The sequence below is a fragment of the Curtobacterium pomorum genome, assembly GCF_044497295.1.
Lineage (GTDB): Bacteria > Actinomycetota > Actinomycetes > Actinomycetales > Microbacteriaceae > Curtobacterium.
Window position 1 is genome coordinate 3660996 of the sequence record NZ_CP172409.1, and the last position, 18803, is coordinate 3679798.

Consider the following 18803-nt stretch of genomic DNA (forward strand, 5'->3'; position numbering starts at 1 on the left):
GTCAGACGCCCGCGGTGAGCCCGCGAGCCGTCAGCGCGGCCTGGATGCGGTCGCCGACCTCGTCGATCTGGCCGAGGCCGTCGACGTCGAGCACGAGGCCACGATCGCCGTAGGCACCGACGATCGGAGCCGTCTGCTCGGCGTAGACCTGCTGACGACGACGGATCGTCTCCTCGTTGTCGTCACTGCGGCCCTGCTGCTCGGCGCGCTTGAGCAGCCGGCCCACGAGCTCGTCCTGGTCGGCGACGAGCTGCACCACCGCGTCGATCCCGGTGCCCTGCTCGGCGAGCAGCGCGTCGAGGTACTCGACCTGCCCGACCGTACGGGGGTACCCGTCGAGCAGGAACCCTTCGGCCGCGTCCGCCTCGTTCAGGCGGGACTTCACGAGTTCGTTCGTCAGGGAGTCCGGCACGTAGTCGCCGGCGTCCATGATCGCCTTGGCCTGCACACCGAGCGGCGTGCCCTCTGCCACGTTCTTGCGGAAGATGTCACCGGTCGAGATCGCCGGGATCCCGAATGACTCGGCGATCCGTCCGGCCTGGGTGCCCTTCCCCGCTCCGGGGGGTCCGACGATGATGAGACGTGCGCTCAACGGAGAAGCCCTTCGTAGTGACGCTGCTGCAGCTGCGAGTCGATCTGCTTCACGGTCTCGAGACCGACACCCACGATGATCAGGATGCTCGCGCCACCGAACGGGAAGTTCTGGTTCGCGCCGAACAGCGCCAGTGCTGCCAGCGGGATGAGCGCGATGAAACCGAGGTAGAGCGAGCCGGGCAGCGTCACCCGGGTGAGGACGTAGTCGAGGTACTCGGCGGTCGGACGACCGGCACGGATGCCGGGGATGAACCCGCCGTACTTCTTCATGTTGTCGGCGACCTCTTCGGGGTTGAAGGTGATCGCCACGTAGAAGTACGTGAACCCGACGATGAGCAGGAAGTACAGCACCATGTAGAACAGGTTGTCGCCGGAGACGAGGTTGTTCTCGATCCAGGTGACCCACGCCGCGGGCTCGGAGCCGTCGGACGGCTTGTTGAACTGCGCGACCAGGGCCGGCAGGTACAGCAGCGACGACGCGAAGATGACGGGCACGACGCCGGCCATGTTGACCTTGATCGGGATGTACGTGTTGTTGCCGCCGTAGGTCCGGCGACCGACCATGCGCTTGGCGTACTGGACCGGGATCCGCCGCTGCGACTGCTCGACGAACACGACGGCCATCATGATGACCAGTCCGACCAGGATGACGAACAGGAAGAGCTCGAACGACTGCGACTGCTCGATGGCCCAGAGTGCGGACGGGAACTGCGCCGCGATCGACGTGAAGATGAGGAGCGACATGCCGTTGCCGATGCCGCGCTCGGTGACGAGCTCGCCCATCCACATGATGAGGCCGGTACCGGCGGTCAGCGTGACGACCATGAGCATGATCGCGTACCAGCTGTCGTTCGAGATGATCGACGAGCAGGAGGACGACGCGTTCGTGCCGAAGAGGGCACCCGAGCGGGCGACCGTGATCAGGGTGGTGGACTGCAGCACGCCCAGCGCGATCGTGAGGTAGCGCGTGTACTGCGTCAGCTTCGCCTGACCGGACTGGCCCTCCTTGTAGAGGGAGTCGAAGTGCGGGATGACCACGCGCAGGAGCTGCACGATGATCGACGACGTGATGTACGGCATGATGCCGAGCGCGAAGACCGAGAGCTTCAGCAGCGCGCCGCCGGAGAACAGGTTGATCAGGTCGTAGAGACCACCCGACGACGAGGCGCTGGCGAGACAGCTCTGCACGGCCGCGTAGTCGACGAACGGTGCCGGGATGTACGACCCGAGGCGGAACAGCGCGATGATCGCGAGGGTGAAGCCGATCTTCTTGCGAAGATCAGGGGTGCGCATGATGCGCGCGACCGCTCTGAACACGAGGACTCCGAACTTCTGGGACCGGGGCCGACGATCGCGGCCGTTCCGGTGTCGGTCGGCAGGGCCGACCTGGCCGGCGGATGCCGGCCACTGTCAAGGAAACCGTAACGGCGGCCCGTGCGCAAACGCACGGGCCGCCGACGGGGGTTACTGGGAGACGGTGCCGCCAGCAGCCACGATCTTCTCGGCGGCGGACGCCGAGACCTTGTCGACCGTGACCGTGATCTTCACGGTGATGTCACCCTGACCGAGAACCTTGACCTTCTCGTTCTTGCGGACGGCGCCCTTGGCGACCAGGCCCGCAACGGTGACGTCGCCACCATCGGGGTAGAGCTCCGAGATCTTGTCCAGGTTCACGACCTGGTACTCGACCCGGAACGGGTTCTTGAACCCGCGGAGCTTCGGGGTGCGCATGTGCAGCGGCATCTGCCCACCCTCGAAGCCGACCCGGACCTGGTAACGGGCCTTCGTGCCCTTGGTACCACGCCCAGCGGTCTTGCCCTTCGAGCCCTCACCGCGACCCACACGGGTGCGGTCCTTCTTGGCGCCCTCGGCGGGGCGGAGGTGGTGCAGCTTCAGCACCTGCACGCGCTCGTTCTTCTCGTCGCTCATGCGTCGACCTCCTCGACCTTCACGAGGTGCGCCACCGTCGCGATGTACCCGCGGTTCTGGGCGTTGTCCTCACGCTCGACCGTACGGCCGATGCGCTTGAGACCCAGGCTGCGGAGCGTGTCGCGCTGGTACTGCTTCTCGCTGATAACGGACTTGATCTGCGTGATCTTCAGCGTTGCCATCACGCACCTGCCTTCTCGGTCGCGGCACGCAGTGCTGCGGCCTCGGCCTGGAGCAGACGAGCCGGGACGACCCGCTCGACGTCGAGGCCACGACGGCTCGCGACGGCGCGGGGCTCCTCGAGCTGCTTCAGAGCCTCGACGGTCGCGTGCACGATGTTGATGGTGTTCGACGAACCGAGCGACTTGCTCAGGACGTCGTGGATGCCGGCGCACTCGAGGACGGCGCGGACGGGACCACCGGCGATGACACCGGTACCCGGACCAGCCGGACGCAGGAGGACGACGCCAGCGGCGGCCTCACCCTGCACGGGGTGCGGGATGGTGTTGCCGACGCGGGGGACGCGGAAGAAGTTCTTCTTCGCCTCTTCGACACCCTTGGAGATCGCCGTGGGGACCTCCTTGGCCTTGCCGTAGCCGACGCCCACGAGGCCGTTGCCGTCACCCACGACGACGAGCGCCGTGAAGCTGAAGCGACGACCACCCTTGACGACCTTCGACACGCGGTTGATGGTCACCACGCGCTCGAGGAACTGGCTGTCGCCACCGCGGTTGTTGCGGTCGCGGCCCTGCTGACGGTCACGACCGCCACCACGACGGCCACGGTTGTCGGCCGAGTCGCGGTTGTTGGACGCGGAACCGGCAGCGGTCTCGACGGGACGCTCGGCGACGGCAGGTGCCTCCGCCTCCTTGCCCTTCGCGGCGGTGTCGGTGCCCTCGGCGGGTGCCTCGGTGGCCTCCGTGCTCGCCTCGGTGGTCTCGACGGCGTCCGTGGCCTCGACGGCCTCGGTCTTGGCGTCTTCGTTGGTGTTCGCGTTGTCGCTCACAGGTTCAGCCCTCCTTCACGGGCACCATCGGCGATCGCGGCGACGCGACCGGCGTACTTGCTGCCACCGCGGTCGAAGACCACGGCCTCGACGCCAGCCGACTTCGCGCGCTCGGCGAGGAGCTCACCGACGCGACGGGCCTTGGCGGTCTTGTCGCCGTCGAACGAGCGGAGGTCTGCCTCCATCGTCGAGGCGCTTGCGAGGGTGTGACCCTTCGCGTCGTCGATGACCTGCACGAACACGTGACGGGACGAGCGGGTGACGGCGAGACGGGGACGAGCCTCGGTGCCGGTGATCTTCTTGCGGAGACGGTTGTGACGACGCGCCTTGGCGGCCGCCTTGCTCTTGCCTCGTGTCTTGAGGAGTCCCATGATCACTTACCTGACTTTCCGGCCTTGCGGCGCACGTTCTCGCCGGCGTAACGGACACCCTTGCCCTTGTACGGCTCGGGCTTCCGGAGCTTCCGGATGTTCGCCGCCACTTCGCCGACTGCCTGCTTGTCGATGCCGGCGACCGTGACCTTGTTGTTGCCCTCGACCGCGAAGCTGATGCCCGCGGGCGGCTCGACCGTGATCGAGTGGGAGTACCCGAGCGCGAACTCGAGGTTCGAGCCCTTCGCCTGCACGCGGTAACCGGTGCCGACGACCTCGAGGCCCTTGGTGTAGCCCTGGGTCACGCCGATGATGTTGTTGGCGATGAGGGTACGGGTCAGGCCGTGGAGCGAACGCGACTCGCGCTCGTCGTCCGGACGGGTGACGAGAACCTGGTTCTCCTCGACCTTGGCCTGGATGGGCTCCGCGATGACGAGCGCGAGCTCGCCCTTCGGGCCCTTGACCGCCACGCTCTGACCGTCAACGGAGACGGTCACGCCGGCGGGGATGTCGATGGGAAGACGTCCGATTCGTGACATTGTCGATCACCACACGTAGGCGAGGACTTCCCCACCCACGCCCTTCTGCTCGGCTTCGCGGTCGGTCAGCAGCCCGGACGAGGTCGAGAGGATCGCCACGCCGAGGCCACCGAGGACCTGGGGGATCTCCGTCGACTTCGCGTAGACCCGGAGGCCCGGCTTCGACACGCGCTTGATGCCGGCGATCGAACGCTCGCGCTCGGGGCCGTACTTCAGGTCGATGGTGAGGGTCTGCCCGACTCGGGCGTCCTCCACCTTCCACTCGCTGATGTAGCCCTCACGCTTGAGGATGTCGGCGATGTTCTTCTTGAGCTTGGAGCTCGGGAGCGCGACGGCGTCGTGGTGCGCGGAGTTCGCGTTCCGCAATCTGGTCAGCATGTCTGCGACCGGATCGGTCATCGTCATGATGTTCGTCCATTTCTCGCCTGGTTTCGACACCCGTTCCACGAATGCCGACCTGAGCGATCGAGTGATCCCGGGGCGGTTCCCCAGGATCGGTGTGTTCGTGCGTGCGGGCCGGAGGACGTGAATCCTCCGGCCCGCACCGCCCGAAGTAGTTTAGACCGTCTGCTCGTTGGAGCGGAACGGGAAGCCGAGCTGACGGAGCAGCGCGCGTCCCTCGTCGTCCGTCTTCGCGGTGGTCACGACAGTGATGTCGAAGCCGCGGACACGGTCGATGCGGTCCTGGTCGATCTCGTGGAACACGGACTGCTCCGAGAGACCGAACGTGTAGTTGCCGTTCCCGTCGAACTGCTTGTCGCTGAGACCGCGGAAGTCGCGGATGCGGGGCAGTGCGAGCGAGATCAGGCGGTCGAGGAACTCCCAGGCGCGGTCACCACGGAGGGTGACGTGCGCACCGATCGCCTGACCCTCGCGCAGCTTGAACTGCGCGATGGACTTGCGAGCGATGTTGACCTGGGGCTTCTGACCCGTGATCGCCGTGAGGTCCTTGATGGCCCCCTCGATGATCTTCGAGTCGCGAGCGGCCTCGCCGACACCGGTGTTCACGACGACCTTGACCAGGCCGGGGACCTGGTTGACGTTCGCGTAGCCGAACTGCTCGGTGAGCGTGGCCTTGATCTCGTCCTTGTACTTCTGCTTGAGGCGCGGCTGGGCCTTGGGGGCCTCAGTCGTTGCAGTCGTGTCAGTCATCAGAGCGTCTCACCTGACTTCTTGGCGTAGCGGACACGGACGGTCTTCTTGACCCCGCCCTTCTCCACCTCTTCGGTACGGAAGCCGACGCGGGTCGGCTTCTTCGTCTTCGGGTCGACGAGGGCGACGTTCGACACGTGGATCGAGGCTTCGTGCTTCTCGATGCCACCCGTCTTCGAGCCGCGCTGCGTCTGGCCGACGCGGACGTGCTTCGTGACGAAGTTCACGCCCTCGACGACGACGCGCTGCTTGTCCTTGAGGACCTCGATGACCTTGCCCTGCTTGCCACGGTCGCCGCCACGCTCCTGCGTCGCGCCCGTGATGACCTGGACGAGGTCACCCTTCTTGATGTTCGCCATGGCTTACAGCACCTCCGGCGCGAGCGAGATGATCTTCATGAACTTCTTGTCACGGAGTTCGCGACCGACCGGACCGAAGATGCGCGTGCCGCGCGGGTCGCCGTCGGCCTTGAGGATCACTGCCGCGTTCTCGTCGAACTTGATGTAGGAGCCGTCCTGACGACGGGTCTCCTTCTTGGTGCGAACGATGACCGCCTTGACGACGTCACCCTTCTTCACGTTGCCGCCGGGGATGGCGTCCTTCACCGTGGCGACGATGACGTCACCGAGACCGGCGTAGCGACGACCCGAACCACCGAGCACGCGGATGGTCAAGATCTCCTTGGCACCCGTGTTGTCGGCGATCTTCAGGCGGGATTCCTGCTGAATCACTGCTGTCTCCTATTCCGAAGCAGGCCGAGGCCTACTTGGCCTTCTCGAGGATCTCGACCAGGCGCCAGCGCTTGGAAGCGCTGAGGGGACGGGTCTCGCTGATCACGACGAGGTCGCCGACACCAGCGGTGCCGAGCTCGTCGTGGGCCTTCACCTTGGACGTGCGACGGATGATCTTGCCGTAGAGCGCGTGCTTCACGCGGTCCTCGACCTCGACCACGATGGTCTTGTCCATCTTGTCGCTGGTCACGTAGCCGCGACGCGTCTTGCGGTAGCCGCGAGTGAGGGCGGCGGAGGTCTTCTCTTCGTTCGCCATTACTTCTCCTCGGCGGTCTCGGCCTCGGTCGACTCAGCCGGCTTGTCAGCCTTCTTCGTCGTCTTCTTGGCCTTGGTGGCGGTCTCGACGGGCGCGGGAGTGGCACGGATGCCGAGCTCGCGCTCGCGGAGGACGGTGTAGATGCGTGCGATGTCGCGCTTGACGGCACGGAGACGACCGTGGCTCTCCAGCTGGCCGGTGGCCGACTGGAAGCGGAGGTTGAAGAGTTCCTCCTTGGCCTTCTTCAGCTCGTCAGCGAGACGCTCGTTCTCGAACGTGTCGAGCTCCGTCGGACGGAGCTCCTTGGAACCGATCGCCATTATGCGTCGCCCTCCTCGCGCTTGATGATGCGTGCCTTGAGGGGCAGCTTGTGGATTGCACGGGTCAGCGCCTCACGGGCGATGTCCTCGGTGACGCCGGAGAGCTCGAAGAGCACACGACCCGGCTTGACGTTGGCGACCCACCACTCGGGCGAGCCCTTACCGGAACCCATGCGGGTCTCAGCCGGCTTCTTCGTGAGCGGACGGTCCGGGTAGATGTTGATCCAGACCTTGCCGCCACGCTTGATGTGACGCGTCATGGCGATACGAGCGGACTCGATCTGACGGTTGGTCACGTACGCCGGGGTGAGGGCCTGGATGCCGTAGTCGCCGAAGCTGACCTTGGTACCACCGGTTGCCTGACCCGAACGCTTCGGGTGGTGCTGCTTGCGGTGCTTGACTCGACGGGGAATAAGCATGGTTACGCCTCAACTCCTGCGCCGGCCGGCGCGTCCTGCGGGGCCTGCTGCGGGCGGCGGTCACCGCGGTCGCCGCCACGACGGTCGCCGCCACGGTCGCCGCGCTCACCGCGCGGGCCGCCACGACGCTCGGGGCGCGACGAACGCTGGTTCGCCTGCTCGCGAGCGAGCTCCTTGTTCGTGATGTCGCCCTTGTAGATCCAGACCTTCACGCCGATGCGGCCGAACGTGGTCCGGGCCTCGTAGAAGCCGTAGTCGATGTTCGCGCGGAGGGTGTGCAGCGGCACACGGCCTTCGCGGTAGAACTCCGAACGGGACATCTCGGCGCCGCCGAGACGACCCGACACCTGGATGCGGACACCCTTGGCGCCGGCGCGCTGTGCACCCTGCAGGCCCTTGCGCATGGCGCGACGGAACGCGACACGAGCGGAGAGCTGCTCGGCGATGCCCTGCGCGACGAGCTGGGCCTCGGTCTCGGGGTTCTTGACCTCGAGGATGTTCAGCTGGATCTGCTTCTTGGTGAGCTTCTCGAGCTCACCGCGAACGCGCTCCGCCTCGGCGCCGCGGCGGCCGATGACGATGCCCGGACGCGCCGTGTGGATGTCCACGCGGACACGGTCACGGGTGCGCTCGAGCTCGATGCGGGCGACACCGGCGCGGTCGAGGGTCTTCTTCAGGTACTCGCGCACCTTGATGTCCTCGGCCACGTAGTCGGCGTAACGCTGACCGGCCTTCTTGCTGTCGGTGAACCAGTGCGAGACGTGGTCCGTCGTGATCCCGAGACGGAAGCCGTACGGGTTGACCTTCTGGCCCATTAGTTGCTCGCCTTCTTGCTCGTCGCGGCAGCCTCGGCCTCTTCCGGCGTCGCGAGGACGACCGTGATGTGGCTGGTGCGCTTGTTGATGCGGAAGGCCCGGCCCTGGGCGCGCGGCTGGAACCGCTTCAGGGTCGTACCCTCGTCGACGAAGACGCGGCTCACGTAGAGGTCGCGCTCGTCGAGGAAGCTGTTCGTCGAGTCAGCCTTCACCCGGGCGTTCGCGATCGCCGAGGCGACCAGCTTGTACACGGGCTCCGAAGCGCCCTGGGGGGCGAACTTCAGGATGGCGAGCGCCTCGTGGGCCTGCTTGCCGCGGATCAGCTCGATGACGCGACGGGCCTTCTGAGGCGTGACGCGGATGTGTCGCACGCGTGCGATCGACTCCACCATTTCGTTCCTCCTCTGCGTCCCCGCGTTAGCGGCGACGGCCCTTCTTGTCGTCCTTCACGTGACCACGGAAGGTGCGGGTCGGCGCGAACTCGCCGAGCTTGTGACCGACCATCGACTCGGTGACGAACACCGGGATGTGCTTGCGGCCGTCGTGCACGGCGATGGTGTGCCCGAGCATGTTCGGGACGATCATCGACCGACGCGACCACGTACGGATCACGTTCTTGGTGTTGGCCTCGTTCTGCGTGACGACCTTGCGGAGCAGGTGCTCGTCGACGAAGGGGCCCTTCTTCAGACTGCGTGGCATCTTCTGAACTCCTACTTGCGCTTCTTGCCGGCGTTACGGCGACGGACGATGAGCTTGTCGCTCGGCTTGTTCGGCTTGCGCGTGCGACCCTCGGCCTGGCCCCAGGGGCTGACCGGGTGACGACCACCGGAGGTCTTGCCCTCGCCACCACCGTGCGGGTGGTCGACCGGGTTCATCGCGACACCACGCACGGTCGGGCGGACGCCCTTCCAGCGCATGCGGCCAGCCTTGCCCCAGTTGATGTTCGACTGCTCGGCGTTGCCGACCTCGCCGATCGTGGCGCGGCAGCGTGCGTCGACGTTGCGGACCTCGCCCGACGGCAGACGGAGCTGCGCGTAGGGGCCGTCCTTGGCGACGAGACGCACCGAGGCGCCGGCGGAGCGGGCCATCTTCGCGCCGCCACCGGGGCGGAGCTCGATGGCGTGCACGACGGTACCCACGGGGATGTTGCGCAGCGGCAGGTTGTTGCCGGGCTTGATGTCGGCGCCGGGGCCCTGCTCGATGACGTCGCCCTGCTTGAGCTTGTTCGGAGCGATGATGTACCGCTTCGTGCCGTCCACGTAGTGCAGGAGCGCGATGCGCGCAGTGCGGTTGGGGTCGTACTCGATGTGAGCGACCTTGGCGTCCACGCCGTCCTTGTCGGAGCGACGGAAGTCGATCACGCGGTACTGGCGCTTGTGGCCACCACCGATGTGACGCGTGGTGATGCGGCCGGAGCTGTTGCGACCACCGGTCTTCGGCAGCGGACGAAGCAGGGACTTCTCCGGAGTCGAACGGGTGATCTCAGCGAAGTCGGCGACCGACGAGCCGCGACGACCGGGGGTCGTCGGCTTGTAGTTACGAATAGCCATGATTTATCCCTCTGGTCCTCAGCCGACAGCCGTGAAGATGTCGATCGAACCGGACTTGAGCGTCACGATGGCGCGCTTGGTGTCCTTGCGCTTGCCGAGACCGAACTTGGTGCGGCGGGTCTTGCCCGGGCGGTTCAGCGTGTTGATGCTCGCGACCTTGACCTCGAAGATCTTCTCGATGGCGAGCTTGATCTCGGTCTTGTTCGAGCGGGGGTCCACGATGAACGTGTACTTGCCCTGGTCGATGAGCGCGTAGCTCTTCTCCGAGACGACCGGCGAGATGATGACGTCGCGCGGGTCCTTGTTGAAGCCGCTCATGCGGTGATCTCCTTCGCGGTCTTCGACGCGATGAAGGCGTCGAGGGCGCTCTTGCTGAAGACGACGGCGTCCGACTTGAGGACGTCGTAGGCGTTCAGCTGGCCGTACGAGAGCGCGTGGACGTTCGGCAGGTTGCGGATCGACTTGAGCGTCAGCTCGTCGTTCGACTCGAGCACGATCAGCACGTGCTTGACCGGCGCGACCTTCTCGAGGAGCGTGCGGGCGACCTTGGTCGAGGGCACGTCGGCCTCGACGAAGCCGTCGACAGCCGAGATGCGGCCACCGCGGGCGCGGTCCGAGAGCGAGCCGAGCAGCGCTGCGGCGATCATCTTCTTGGGGGTGCGCTGCGAGTAGTCGCGGGGGGTCGGTCCGTGGACGACGCCACCACCGGTGTGCTCGGGAGCACGGACGGAACCCTGACGGGCGCGGCCGGTGCCCTTCTGCTTGAACGGCTTGCGACCGGCACCGCGGACTTCGCCGCGGTTCTTGGTCTTGTGGGTGCCCTGACGCGCGGCTGCGAGCTGCGCGGTGACGACCTGGTGGATCAGCGGGACGTTGGTCTCGACGTCGAAGAGAGCTGCGGGCAGCTCGACGGTGCCGGACTTGGCACCCGATGCGTCGAGGACGTCGATCGTGGTTGCGGTCGTGGTGGCCATGATCACTTACCCTTCACGGCGGTGCGGACGAAGACGGAGCGGCCACGAGCACCGGGGACGGCGCCCTTGACGAGCAGCAGACCCTTCTCGGCGTCGACGGCGTGCACCGTGAGGTTGAGGACGGTCACGCGGTCGCCACCCATACGGCCAGCCATGCGCATGCCCTTGAAGACACGCGACGGGGTCGAGGAAGCACCGATCGAGCCGGGCTTGCGGTGGTTGCGGTGCGCACCGTGCGAGGCGCCGACGCCGTGGAAGCCGTGGCGCTTCATGACACCGGCGAAGCCCTTGCCCTTGGAGGTACCGACGACGTCGACCTTCTGGCCCGCCGTGAACGTGCTGTCCACGGTGAGCTCCTGGCCGAGCGTGTACTCAGCGGAGTCGTTGGTACGGATCTCGGTGAGGGTGCGACGCGGGGTCACGCCAGCGGCCTCGAAGTGACCGGCGGCCGGCTTGTTGACCTTGCGCGGGTCGATGGCGCCGGCGGCGATCTGGATCGCCTCGTAGCCGTCGCGCTCAGCGTTGCGGATCTGGGTGACCACGTTCGGGCCGACCTCGATCACGGTGACGGGGATGAACTTGTTGTTCTCGTCCCACACCTGGGTCATCCCGAGCTTCTTGCCGAGGAGGCCCTTGACGGTCTTGGTTGAGTTCGCCATTGGTCAGCCCCCTTACAGCTTGATCTCGATGTTGACGTCTGCCGGCAGGTCGAGTCGCATGAGCGAGTCAACGGCCTTCGGCGTCGGGTCGACGATGTCGATGACCCGCTTGTGCGTGCGCTTCTCGAAGTGCTCGCGCGAGTCCTTGTACTTGTGAGGGGAACGGATCACTGCGATCACGTTCTTCTCGGTGGGGAGCGGCACCGGGCCGACCACGGTCGCACCGGCACGGGTCACCGTGTCGACGATCTTCCGGGCCGACGTGTCGATGACCTCGTGGTCATACGACTTGAGCCGGATGCGGATCTTCTGTCCCGCCATGTGTCTCTTGTCCTCTCTGCGCCGCGCACCCTCTGGCCGCCTGACGCCGCTCGGCTCTGCATTCCTGCAGACCGTGCTGTTTTCCTGAACCAACCGGCCGCATCCGCTGGGGATGACCGCTGTTCACCTGTCAACCGCGCGGGCGACCTTGGCCGTCCAGCGTGGGCAATCGACTTCCTCGCACTCCGGGCGCAACAGTGTCGCGTCCGTCATGACCTCGGGGAGTCGTGTTCTGCTGCCTGCGGCCCAACCCAGCCCTGCTGAACAGGGGGGTTGTGCACTGCCAGAGCAGTGATCCTGCGGACTCGCACCCGCGGGGAATTCGGAACCGGACAAGTCTCGCATGTCCCGAGCCCACGTGCAACCCGGGCGTGTCGCGGGATGCCGGGCGTGTCGACACCGGCTCGCTTCCCCGGATCCACGCGGATCGGACGGTCGGGAGGCACGGCTCGCCGCCGCAACGCGGAGCGCCCTCGGGAGATGGTCCGGAGGGCGCTCGTGGAGACGGTTACTCGGCCGTCACCGGGGGCACGAACCAGGGCGGGAAGACCGCCACGCGCGGCGCGTGTCCGCCGTGGTCGGCGAGCACCGCACGGACCGTCTGCCGTGCCTTGTCGTTCGGTACGCCGATCACCGCGACCGACGAGAACGGCACGCTCGGCCCGGCGAGGAGCTCGAGTCCGAGCATCTCCGGGTCGGAGAAGTCGGTGCGACGGATCAGGTTGGTCGCAGCGTCCGGGCCGACCGCGAACCGCACGTCGTCGGCGTCGGCGTCCTGGTCGGCGACGACCACCGAGGCACCGAACGCCGACACCGGGACGACGAGCACGACGTAGTCGACGGCGCGCGTGCGGCGTGCGGCGTCGGACCACCGCTCGCCCTCGGCGCCGGTGCGGAGCTCGTCCCAGCGGACGGCGTCCGGCGACAGCGTGAAGGGCACGTGGCTGGCGATGGTGCTGCCGTCGGGCGCTTCGGCCTCGGCGCGGGCGGCACGGGTCTCCGGGCTGCTGACGTCGACGGCGGGCTCCGCCTGGTCGGCCGCCAGGATCGCGCCGGACCCGACGATGCCGTCGAGGTTGTCGATGTGGGTCACGTGGTGCGCGCGCAGCGACGCGAAGACCCGGGCCTCCGGCAGCTCGGCCGACGACGACCGCAGTGACGTCGGCGAACGGAGCGACGTCCCCGGGCCGGAGGCCGGCGGGTCGACGCGCAGGTTGGTGGTGATGCGGGTCCGCCGTGGCGTCGGAGCGGCAGGGATCGCCGACTCCTCACGCTGGCGGGGCGCGCAGATGTCGCAGAGTTCGGTGGGGAAACCGTGGATGCACTCGTCAGTCACGACTGTTGTGGGTCCTTCCGTGCCGTGTGGGGTGGTCCGGCACGTCGACCAACGCTACGTCATCCGGACGCCCCCGGGGTCATTGTCGGTAGAGCAGCGCCCGCACCTCGGACTCGGCGGCGTGGATCCGAGCCGGATCGATGGTCTCACCGTGCTCGTAGGCGTCGAGCAACCGCGGGTCGATGTAGCTCTGTCGGCACACCGTCGGGGTGTTCCCGAGCTCCTCGCTCGCGGCCTTCACGGCGTGGGAGACGGCGCGCTTCCGCTTCGCCTCCGACGACAGCGGACCGGTCTGTGCCAGGTCGACGGCCGCGGCCACCGTGCCGTGCAGGGTGCGGAAGTCCTTCGCCGTGAACTCGTCGCCCGCACGTTCCTTCACGTAGGCGTTGATGTCCTCGGCGGAGAGCGGCTCCCATTCGTCCCCACGGCGTTCGCGGAACGAGAGCAGTCGCGCGTTCGGCCCGCGGCGCTTCATGCCGGCGATCACCGTGGCGAGGTCCGCGTCGTGGATGGACGACGACCACTCCTGGCCGCTCTTGCCGGGGAAGTCGAGCTCGATGTCGTCGCCGGAGACGTGCGCGTGGGCACAGAGCAGGGTCGAGAGTCCGCGACTGCCGTGCTCGGAGGCGTACCGCTCCGAACCGACCCGGAGGGACCCCTGGTCGAGCATCCGGAACGCCGCAGCGAGCGCCCGGCGGCGATCGGGCTCCGGGCGGCGGAGGTCCTGGGTCACCCCGCGCCGCGCGACCGGCAGCGACTCGGCGAGGGCGAGCGCACGGTCGTACTTGATCCGGTCCATCCGCTCACGCCACGACGGGTGGTACATGTACTGCCGTCGACCGGCACCGTCGATCCCCGTCGCGAGCACGTGCCCGTTCTCGTACGGCGAGATCCAGACGTCGTCCCACGCCGGCGGGATGACGAGGTCCTCGAGCCGTTGACGGACCGCGGCATCGGTGACGGTCGCACCGTCGGGATCACGGTACGAGAAGCCGCGTCCGCTCCGGACACGGTGGTAGCCACGACCGGAGGTCGTGGAACGGCGCAGGCGGGTCACCTGTCCGAGCCAACTCCACGATGCCTGGGACGCCGCACGGGGCGGACCGGCGCCGTCGCAGCGGACCCGCCCCGGGCCTCCCGTCCGACGCCCGTGCGAGCCGTGAGCGGCCGTCAGTGGCGCGTGGACGGGAGACGACAAAGCGGGGCCGAGCCCGAAGGCTCGACCCCGCTGAGGCAGGTAACCGGAGTTACTTGAGGATCTTCTCGACCGTACCGGCGCCGACCGTACGACCACCCTCACGGATGGCGAAGCGGAGGCCCTCTTCCATGGCGATCGGCTGGATCAGCTCGACCGTCATGGCGACGGTGTCACCGGGCATGACCATCTCGGTGCCCTCGGGCAGCGTGATGACGCCGGTGACGTCCGTGGTGCGGAAGTAGAACTGCGGGCGGTAGTTCGCGTAGAACGGGTTGTGACGCCCGCCCTCTTCCTTCGTCAGGATGTACGCGTTCGCCTGGAACTCGGTGTGCGGCGTGACCGAACCCGGCTTCACGACGACCTGGCCGCGCTCCACGTCCTCGCGCTTGAGGCCACGGATGAGCAGACCGGTGTTGTCACCGGCGACCGCCTGGTCGAGCAGCTTGCGGAACATCTCGATGCCCGTGACGGTGGTCTTCTGCGTCGCGCGGATGCCGACGATCTCGACCTCCTCGTTCAGGTTGAGCGTGCCACGCTCGACGCGACCGGTGACGACCGTGCCACGACCGGTGATCGTGAAGACGTCCTCGATCGGCATCAGGAACGGCTGGTCGGTGGCGCGCACCGGGTCCGGCACGTGCTCGTCGACCTGGGCCATGAGGTCCTGGACCGACTTGACCCACTTCTCGTCGCCCTCGAGCGCCTTGAGCGCCGAGACCTGCACGACGGGAGCGTCCTCGTCGAACTGCTGCGAGCCGAGGAGCTCGCGGACCTCGAGCTCGACGAGCTCCAGGATCTCCTCGTCGTCCACCATGTCGGACTTGTTCAGCGCGACGACGATGTACGGGACGCCGACCTGGCGGGCGAGCAGGACGTGCTCACGCGTCTGGGGCATCGGGCCGTCGGTGGCGGCGACCACGAGGATCGCGCCGTCCATCTGCGCCGCACCCGTGATCATGTTCTTCACGTAGTCGGCGTGACCGGGGGCGTCGACGTGCGCGTAGTGGCGCTTCTCGGTCTGGTACTCGACGTGCGAGATGTTGATCGTGATGCCGCGCTGGCGCTCCTCGGGAGCGTTGTCGATCTGCGCGAAGTCACGGGCCTCGTTGAGGTCCGGGTACTGGTCGTGCAGAACCTTGGTGATCGCCGCCGTGAGCGTGGTCTTGCCGTGGTCGACGTGACCGATGGTTCCGATGTTGACGTGCGGCTTGGTGCGCTCGAACTTGGCCTTGGCCACTGTGGGTCCTCCTCAGGACTCGGAAGCGTCATCCCCGGCCGGCCCTGGATGGGCTCGCGACCGTTGATGCGCGGTGTGTGTCTTTACTTTACTTGGTGGCGGGGGGCCCGTCGCCGGGCACCCCCGCCTGTGGAGAGACGCTCGAGCGTCACTCCCCCGCGTTCTTCGCGATGATCTCCTCGGCGACCTTGGCCGGGACCTGGCTGTAGGTCTCGAAGGTCATCGAGTAGACCGCACGACCAGAGGTCTTCGACCGCAGGTCGCCGACGTAGCCGAACATCTCGGACAGCGGCACGCTCGCGCGGACCACCTTGACGCCCGAGGCGTCCTCCATCGAGGCGATCTGGCCACGACGGGAGTTCAGGTCACCGATGACGTCGCCCATGTACTCCTCAGGAGTACGGACCTCGACGGCCATGATCGGCTCGAGGATCGCCGGACCGGCCTTGCGGGCCGCTTCCTTGTAGGCGATCGAACCGGCGATCTTGAACGCCATCTCGGACGAGTCGACGTCGTGCGCCGCGCCGTCCTTGAGGGTGGCCTTCACGCCGACCGTCGGGTAACCGGCGAGGATGCCGACCTGCATGGCGTCCTGGATACCGGCGTCGACCGACGGGATGTACTCGCGAGGGACACGGCCACCGGAGGTCGCGTTGACGAACTCGTAGACCTTCTCGCTCGTGACCTCCATCGGCTCGAGCGCGATCTGCACCTTCGCGAACTGGCCGGAACCACCGGTCTGCTTCTTGTGGGTGTAGTCGTAGCGCTCGACGACCTTCGTGAGGGTCTCGCGGTAGGCCACCTGGGGCTTGCCGACGCTCGCCTCGACGTGGAACTCGCGCTTCATGCGGTCGACGAGGATGTCGAGGTGGAGCTCGCCCATGCCCTTGATCGTCGTCTGACCGGTCTCGGCGTTGAGCTCGACGCGGAACGTCGGGTCCTCTTCGGCGAGCTTCTGGATGGCCGTGGAGAGCTTCTCCTGGTCGGCCTTCGTGTTCGGCTCGATCGCGACCTCGATGACCGGCTCCGGGAACGTCATCGACTCGAGGACGACCTGGTTGGTCGGGTCGCACAGGGTGTCACCGGTGGTGGTGTCCTTGAGGCCGATGACCGCGTAGATGTGGCCAGCGGTCACGTTGGCGACCGGGTTCTCCTTGTTGGAGTGCATCTGGAAGATCTTGCCGATGCGCTCCTTCTTGCCCTTGGTCGAGTTGATGACCTGCGCACCGGACTCGATCGAGCCGGAGTACACGCGGACGTAGGTGAGGCGACCGAAGAAGGGGTGCACCGCGACCTTGAACGCCAGGGCCGAGAACGGCTCCGACGCGTCGGGCTTGCGGATGATCTCCTTCTCCTCGTCCTTGACGTCGTGGCCGATCATCGGCGGCACGTCGAGCGGGGACGGGAGGTAGTCGATGACGGCGTCGAGCATCGGCTGGACACCGCGGTTCTTGAACGCGGAACCGCACAGCACCGGGTAGAGCGTGCTGCTCACGGTGAGGGCGCGGATCGCGGCCTTGATCTCGTCGACCGAGAAGTCGGTGTCGCCCTCGAGGTAGCGCTCCATGAGGACGTCGTCCGCCTCGGCCACGCGCTCGATGAGCTTCTCGCGGTACTCGGCGGCGCGGTCCTGCAGGTCGGCCGGGATCTCCTCGATCTCGTACTTCGCACCCATCGCGACGTCACCCTTGGCGTCGCCGCGCCAGGTGAGTGCACGCATCTGGACGAGGTCGACGACGCCTTCGAACGAGCTCTCGGAACCGATCGGCAGCTGGAGCACGAGGGGCTCCGCGCCGAGGCGGTTGATGATCGTGTCGACGGTGTAGTAGAAGTCCGCGCCGAGCTTGTCCATCTTGTTGACGAAGCAGATGCGCGGGACGTTGTACTTGTCCGCCTGACGCCACACGGTCTCGGACTGGGGCTCGACGCCCTCCTTGCCGTCGAAGACGGCGACGGCACCGTCGAGGACGCGGAGCGAACGCTCCACCTCGACCGTGAAGTCCACGTGACCGGGGGTGTCGATGATGTTGATCTGGTTGTTGTCCCAGAAGCAGGTCGTCGCGGCCGACGTGATCGTGATGCCGCGCTCCTGCTCCTGCGCCATCCAGTCCATCGTGGCAGCGCCGTCGTGGACCTCACCGATCTTGTGCGTGATGCCCGTGTAGAACAGGATGCGCTCGGTCGTCGTGGTCTTGCCGGCATCGATGTGCGCCATGATGCCGATGTTGCGGACCTTGTTCAGGTCGGTGAGCACGTCCTGTGCCACAGGGTTCCTCCGGAAGAGTTGTAGGAGAGGTTGGCGGCCGTCCGGGCGCCGGGGTTCTTGACCACCGGCGCCCGGACGGTGCCGGGACTACCAGCGGTAGTGGGCGAAGGCCTTGTTCGACTCGGCCATCTTGTGCGTGTCCTCGCGGCGCTTGACCGCGGCACCGAGACCGTTCGACGCGTCGAGGATCTCGTTCATGAGACGCTCGGTCATCGTCTTCTCGCGACGGGCCTTGGCGTACGAGGTCAGCCAGCGGAGCGCGAGGGTGTTCGCGCGGTGCGGCTTGACCTCGACCGGGACCTGGTAGGTCGAGCCACCGACGCGGCGGCTGCGGACCTCGAGGGTCGGACGGACGTTGTCGAGCGCCTTCTTGAGCGTGACGACAGCATCCTGCTGGTTCTTGGCAGTGACGCCCTCGAGTGCACCGTAGACGATGCGCTCGGCGAGGCCCTTCTTGCCGTCGAGCAGGATCTTGTTGACGAGCTGGCTGACGATCGGCGCACCGTAGACCGGGTCGGCGACGACGGGACGCTTGGGGGCGGGACCCTTACGAGGCATCTAACTCAACCCTTCTTCGCGCCGTAGCGGCTACGAGCCTGCTTACGGTTCTTCACGGCCTGGGTGTCCAGGGCGCCACGGATGATCTTGTACCGCACACCGGGGAGGTCCTTCACACGACCGCCACGGACGAGCACCATCGAGTGCTCCTGGAGGTTGTGGCCCTCACCGGGGATGTACGCCGTGACCTCGGTGCCGTTCGAGAGCTTCACACGAGCGACCTTGCGCAGTGCGGAGTTCGGCTTCTTCGGGGTGGTGGTGTAGACGCGGGTGCACACACCACGCTGCTGGGGGTTCGCCTTCAGGGCGGGCGCCTTGGTCTTGGTGACCTTCGGCGTACGACCCTTGCGAACCAGCTGCTGAATAGTAGGCAACTGTTCTCCTGGTTCTTCGCTCGTGCTCTCTGGCCGGCGCGATCCGCCGGCTTCCTCGTCCCACGCTGATGACCGCCTGACGGCGGAGGAACCTGCGGGGGACGGAGTGGTCCGGCTGGGCGAGCTCGCTCGCCGGAC

Annotated in this window: 28 protein-coding genes; all 28 read right to left on the reverse strand. The window is 66.9% G+C overall.

The window, feature by feature from the left end:
- Window position 1: 1 nt before the first annotated feature.
- The gene (locus tag ACGH48_RS17520) at window positions 2-592 is read right to left on the reverse strand and encodes an adenylate kinase (RefSeq protein ID WP_396289542.1); all 591 of its coding nucleotides are present in this window, start codon (window positions 590-592) and stop codon (window positions 2-4) included.
- Entirely contained in the window at window positions 589-1911 is a 1323-nt protein-coding gene (secY, locus tag ACGH48_RS17525; RefSeq protein WP_111083457.1) for a preprotein translocase subunit SecY, read from the reverse strand. Before secY ends, ACGH48_RS17520 begins: the two co-directional genes overlap by 4 nt.
- Window positions 1912-2058: 147 nt before the next feature.
- Window positions 2059-2523 carry a 50S ribosomal protein L15 gene (rplO, locus tag ACGH48_RS17530; protein ID WP_027466723.1) on the reverse strand — a complete coding sequence of 155 codons (465 nt, stop codon included), beginning with the start codon at window positions 2521-2523 and terminating at the stop codon, window positions 2059-2061.
- A complete protein-coding gene (gene rpmD, locus ACGH48_RS17535) occupies window positions 2520-2705 on the reverse strand; it encodes a 50S ribosomal protein L30 (RefSeq protein WP_173168934.1) in 186 nt (61 codons plus the stop codon). The genes rplO and rpmD overlap by 4 nt, the downstream gene beginning before the upstream one ends.
- On the reverse strand, window positions 2705-3529 hold the full coding sequence (gene rpsE / locus ACGH48_RS17540) for a 30S ribosomal protein S5 (protein WP_396289543.1): 825 nt from the start codon (window positions 3527-3529) through the stop codon (window positions 2705-2707). Before rpsE ends, rpmD begins: the two co-directional genes overlap by 1 nt.
- A complete protein-coding gene (gene rplR, locus ACGH48_RS17545) occupies window positions 3526-3900 on the reverse strand; it encodes a 50S ribosomal protein L18 (protein ID WP_031259041.1) in 375 nt (124 codons plus the stop codon). Before rplR ends, rpsE begins: the two co-directional genes overlap by 4 nt.
- 2 nt (window positions 3901-3902) lie before the next feature.
- Window positions 3903-4439: a 50S ribosomal protein L6 gene (gene rplF / locus ACGH48_RS17550; protein ID WP_111083459.1), complete on the reverse strand. Its 537-nt coding sequence runs from the start codon at window positions 4437-4439 to the stop codon at window positions 3903-3905.
- A gap of 6 nt (window positions 4440-4445) precedes the next feature.
- The gene (rpsH, locus tag ACGH48_RS17555; protein WP_017885519.1) at window positions 4446-4844 is read right to left on the reverse strand and encodes a 30S ribosomal protein S8; all 399 of its coding nucleotides are present in this window, start codon (window positions 4842-4844) and stop codon (window positions 4446-4448) included.
- Between the two features lie 153 nt (window positions 4845-4997).
- On the reverse strand, window positions 4998-5591 hold the full coding sequence (gene rplE / locus ACGH48_RS17560) for a 50S ribosomal protein L5 (protein ID WP_111083460.1): 594 nt from the start codon (window positions 5589-5591) through the stop codon (window positions 4998-5000).
- Window positions 5591-5950 carry a 50S ribosomal protein L24 gene (rplX, locus tag ACGH48_RS17565; protein WP_111083461.1) on the reverse strand — a complete coding sequence of 120 codons (360 nt, stop codon included), beginning with the start codon at window positions 5948-5950 and terminating at the stop codon, window positions 5591-5593. The genes rplE and rplX overlap by 1 nt, the downstream gene beginning before the upstream one ends.
- A gap of 3 nt (window positions 5951-5953) precedes the next feature.
- Window positions 5954-6322, reverse strand: coding sequence for a 50S ribosomal protein L14 (rplN, locus tag ACGH48_RS17570; RefSeq protein ID WP_111083462.1), 369 nt, complete (start codon window positions 6320-6322; stop codon window positions 5954-5956).
- A 31-nt stretch (window positions 6323-6353) separates the two neighbouring features.
- Window positions 6354-6638 (reverse strand): 30S ribosomal protein S17, encoded by a 285-nt coding sequence (gene rpsQ, locus ACGH48_RS17575; protein ID WP_111083463.1) that lies wholly within the window; start codon window positions 6636-6638, stop codon window positions 6354-6356.
- Entirely contained in the window at window positions 6638-6958 is a 321-nt protein-coding gene (gene rpmC, locus ACGH48_RS17580; RefSeq protein WP_111083464.1) for a 50S ribosomal protein L29, read from the reverse strand. The genes rpsQ and rpmC overlap by 1 nt, the downstream gene beginning before the upstream one ends.
- On the reverse strand, window positions 6958-7377 hold the full coding sequence (rplP, locus tag ACGH48_RS17585; RefSeq protein WP_111083465.1) for a 50S ribosomal protein L16: 420 nt from the start codon (window positions 7375-7377) through the stop codon (window positions 6958-6960). Before rplP ends, rpmC begins: the two co-directional genes overlap by 1 nt.
- 2 nt (window positions 7378-7379) lie before the next feature.
- Window positions 7380-8192, reverse strand: coding sequence for a 30S ribosomal protein S3 (gene rpsC / locus ACGH48_RS17590; RefSeq protein ID WP_017885527.1), 813 nt, complete (start codon window positions 8190-8192; stop codon window positions 7380-7382).
- Complete coding sequence (gene rplV, locus ACGH48_RS17595; RefSeq protein ID WP_111083466.1) at window positions 8192-8584, reverse strand: 50S ribosomal protein L22; 393 nt, start codon at window positions 8582-8584, stop codon at window positions 8192-8194. Before rplV ends, rpsC begins: the two co-directional genes overlap by 1 nt.
- Before the next feature lie 25 nt (window positions 8585-8609).
- Window positions 8610-8891 carry a 30S ribosomal protein S19 gene (rpsS, locus tag ACGH48_RS17600; protein WP_017885529.1) on the reverse strand — a complete coding sequence of 94 codons (282 nt, stop codon included), beginning with the start codon at window positions 8889-8891 and terminating at the stop codon, window positions 8610-8612.
- Between the two features lie 11 nt (window positions 8892-8902).
- Window positions 8903-9742, reverse strand: a complete 840-nt coding sequence (gene rplB, locus ACGH48_RS17605; protein ID WP_111083467.1) for a 50S ribosomal protein L2 — start codon at window positions 9740-9742, stop codon at window positions 8903-8905.
- A gap of 18 nt (window positions 9743-9760) precedes the next feature.
- Window positions 9761-10060 carry a 50S ribosomal protein L23 gene (gene rplW / locus ACGH48_RS17610; protein WP_111083468.1) on the reverse strand — a complete coding sequence of 100 codons (300 nt, stop codon included), beginning with the start codon at window positions 10058-10060 and terminating at the stop codon, window positions 9761-9763.
- The gene (gene rplD / locus ACGH48_RS17615; RefSeq protein ID WP_123311740.1) at window positions 10057-10716 is read right to left on the reverse strand and encodes a 50S ribosomal protein L4; all 660 of its coding nucleotides are present in this window, start codon (window positions 10714-10716) and stop codon (window positions 10057-10059) included. Before rplD ends, rplW begins: the two co-directional genes overlap by 4 nt.
- 2 nt (window positions 10717-10718) lie before the next feature.
- Window positions 10719-11375 carry a 50S ribosomal protein L3 gene (rplC, locus tag ACGH48_RS17620; RefSeq protein ID WP_017885533.1) on the reverse strand — a complete coding sequence of 219 codons (657 nt, stop codon included), beginning with the start codon at window positions 11373-11375 and terminating at the stop codon, window positions 10719-10721.
- A 12-nt stretch (window positions 11376-11387) separates the two neighbouring features.
- Complete coding sequence (rpsJ, locus tag ACGH48_RS17625) at window positions 11388-11696, reverse strand: 30S ribosomal protein S10 (protein ID WP_017885534.1); 309 nt, start codon at window positions 11694-11696, stop codon at window positions 11388-11390.
- Between the two features lie 508 nt (window positions 11697-12204).
- A complete protein-coding gene (locus tag ACGH48_RS17630) occupies window positions 12205-13032 on the reverse strand; it encodes a DarT ssDNA thymidine ADP-ribosyltransferase family protein (protein ID WP_123311738.1) in 828 nt (275 codons plus the stop codon).
- A 79-nt stretch (window positions 13033-13111) separates the two neighbouring features.
- Window positions 13112-14089, reverse strand: a complete 978-nt coding sequence (locus ACGH48_RS17635; protein ID WP_396289547.1) for a DNA topoisomerase IB — start codon at window positions 14087-14089, stop codon at window positions 13112-13114.
- 190 nt (window positions 14090-14279) lie between these two features.
- On the reverse strand, window positions 14280-15467 hold the full coding sequence (gene tuf / locus ACGH48_RS17640) for an elongation factor Tu (protein ID WP_123311734.1): 1188 nt from the start codon (window positions 15465-15467) through the stop codon (window positions 14280-14282).
- A 148-nt stretch (window positions 15468-15615) separates the two neighbouring features.
- Window positions 15616-17733, reverse strand: coding sequence for an elongation factor G (gene fusA / locus ACGH48_RS17645; protein ID WP_123311732.1), 2118 nt, complete (start codon window positions 17731-17733; stop codon window positions 15616-15618).
- An 87-nt stretch (window positions 17734-17820) separates the two neighbouring features.
- Entirely contained in the window at window positions 17821-18291 is a 471-nt protein-coding gene (rpsG, locus tag ACGH48_RS17650) for a 30S ribosomal protein S7 (RefSeq protein ID WP_055950927.1), read from the reverse strand.
- 5 nt (window positions 18292-18296) lie between these two features.
- A complete protein-coding gene (gene rpsL, locus ACGH48_RS17655; RefSeq protein WP_017885540.1) occupies window positions 18297-18665 on the reverse strand; it encodes a 30S ribosomal protein S12 in 369 nt (122 codons plus the stop codon).
- Between the last annotated feature and the right edge of the window lie 138 nt (window positions 18666-18803).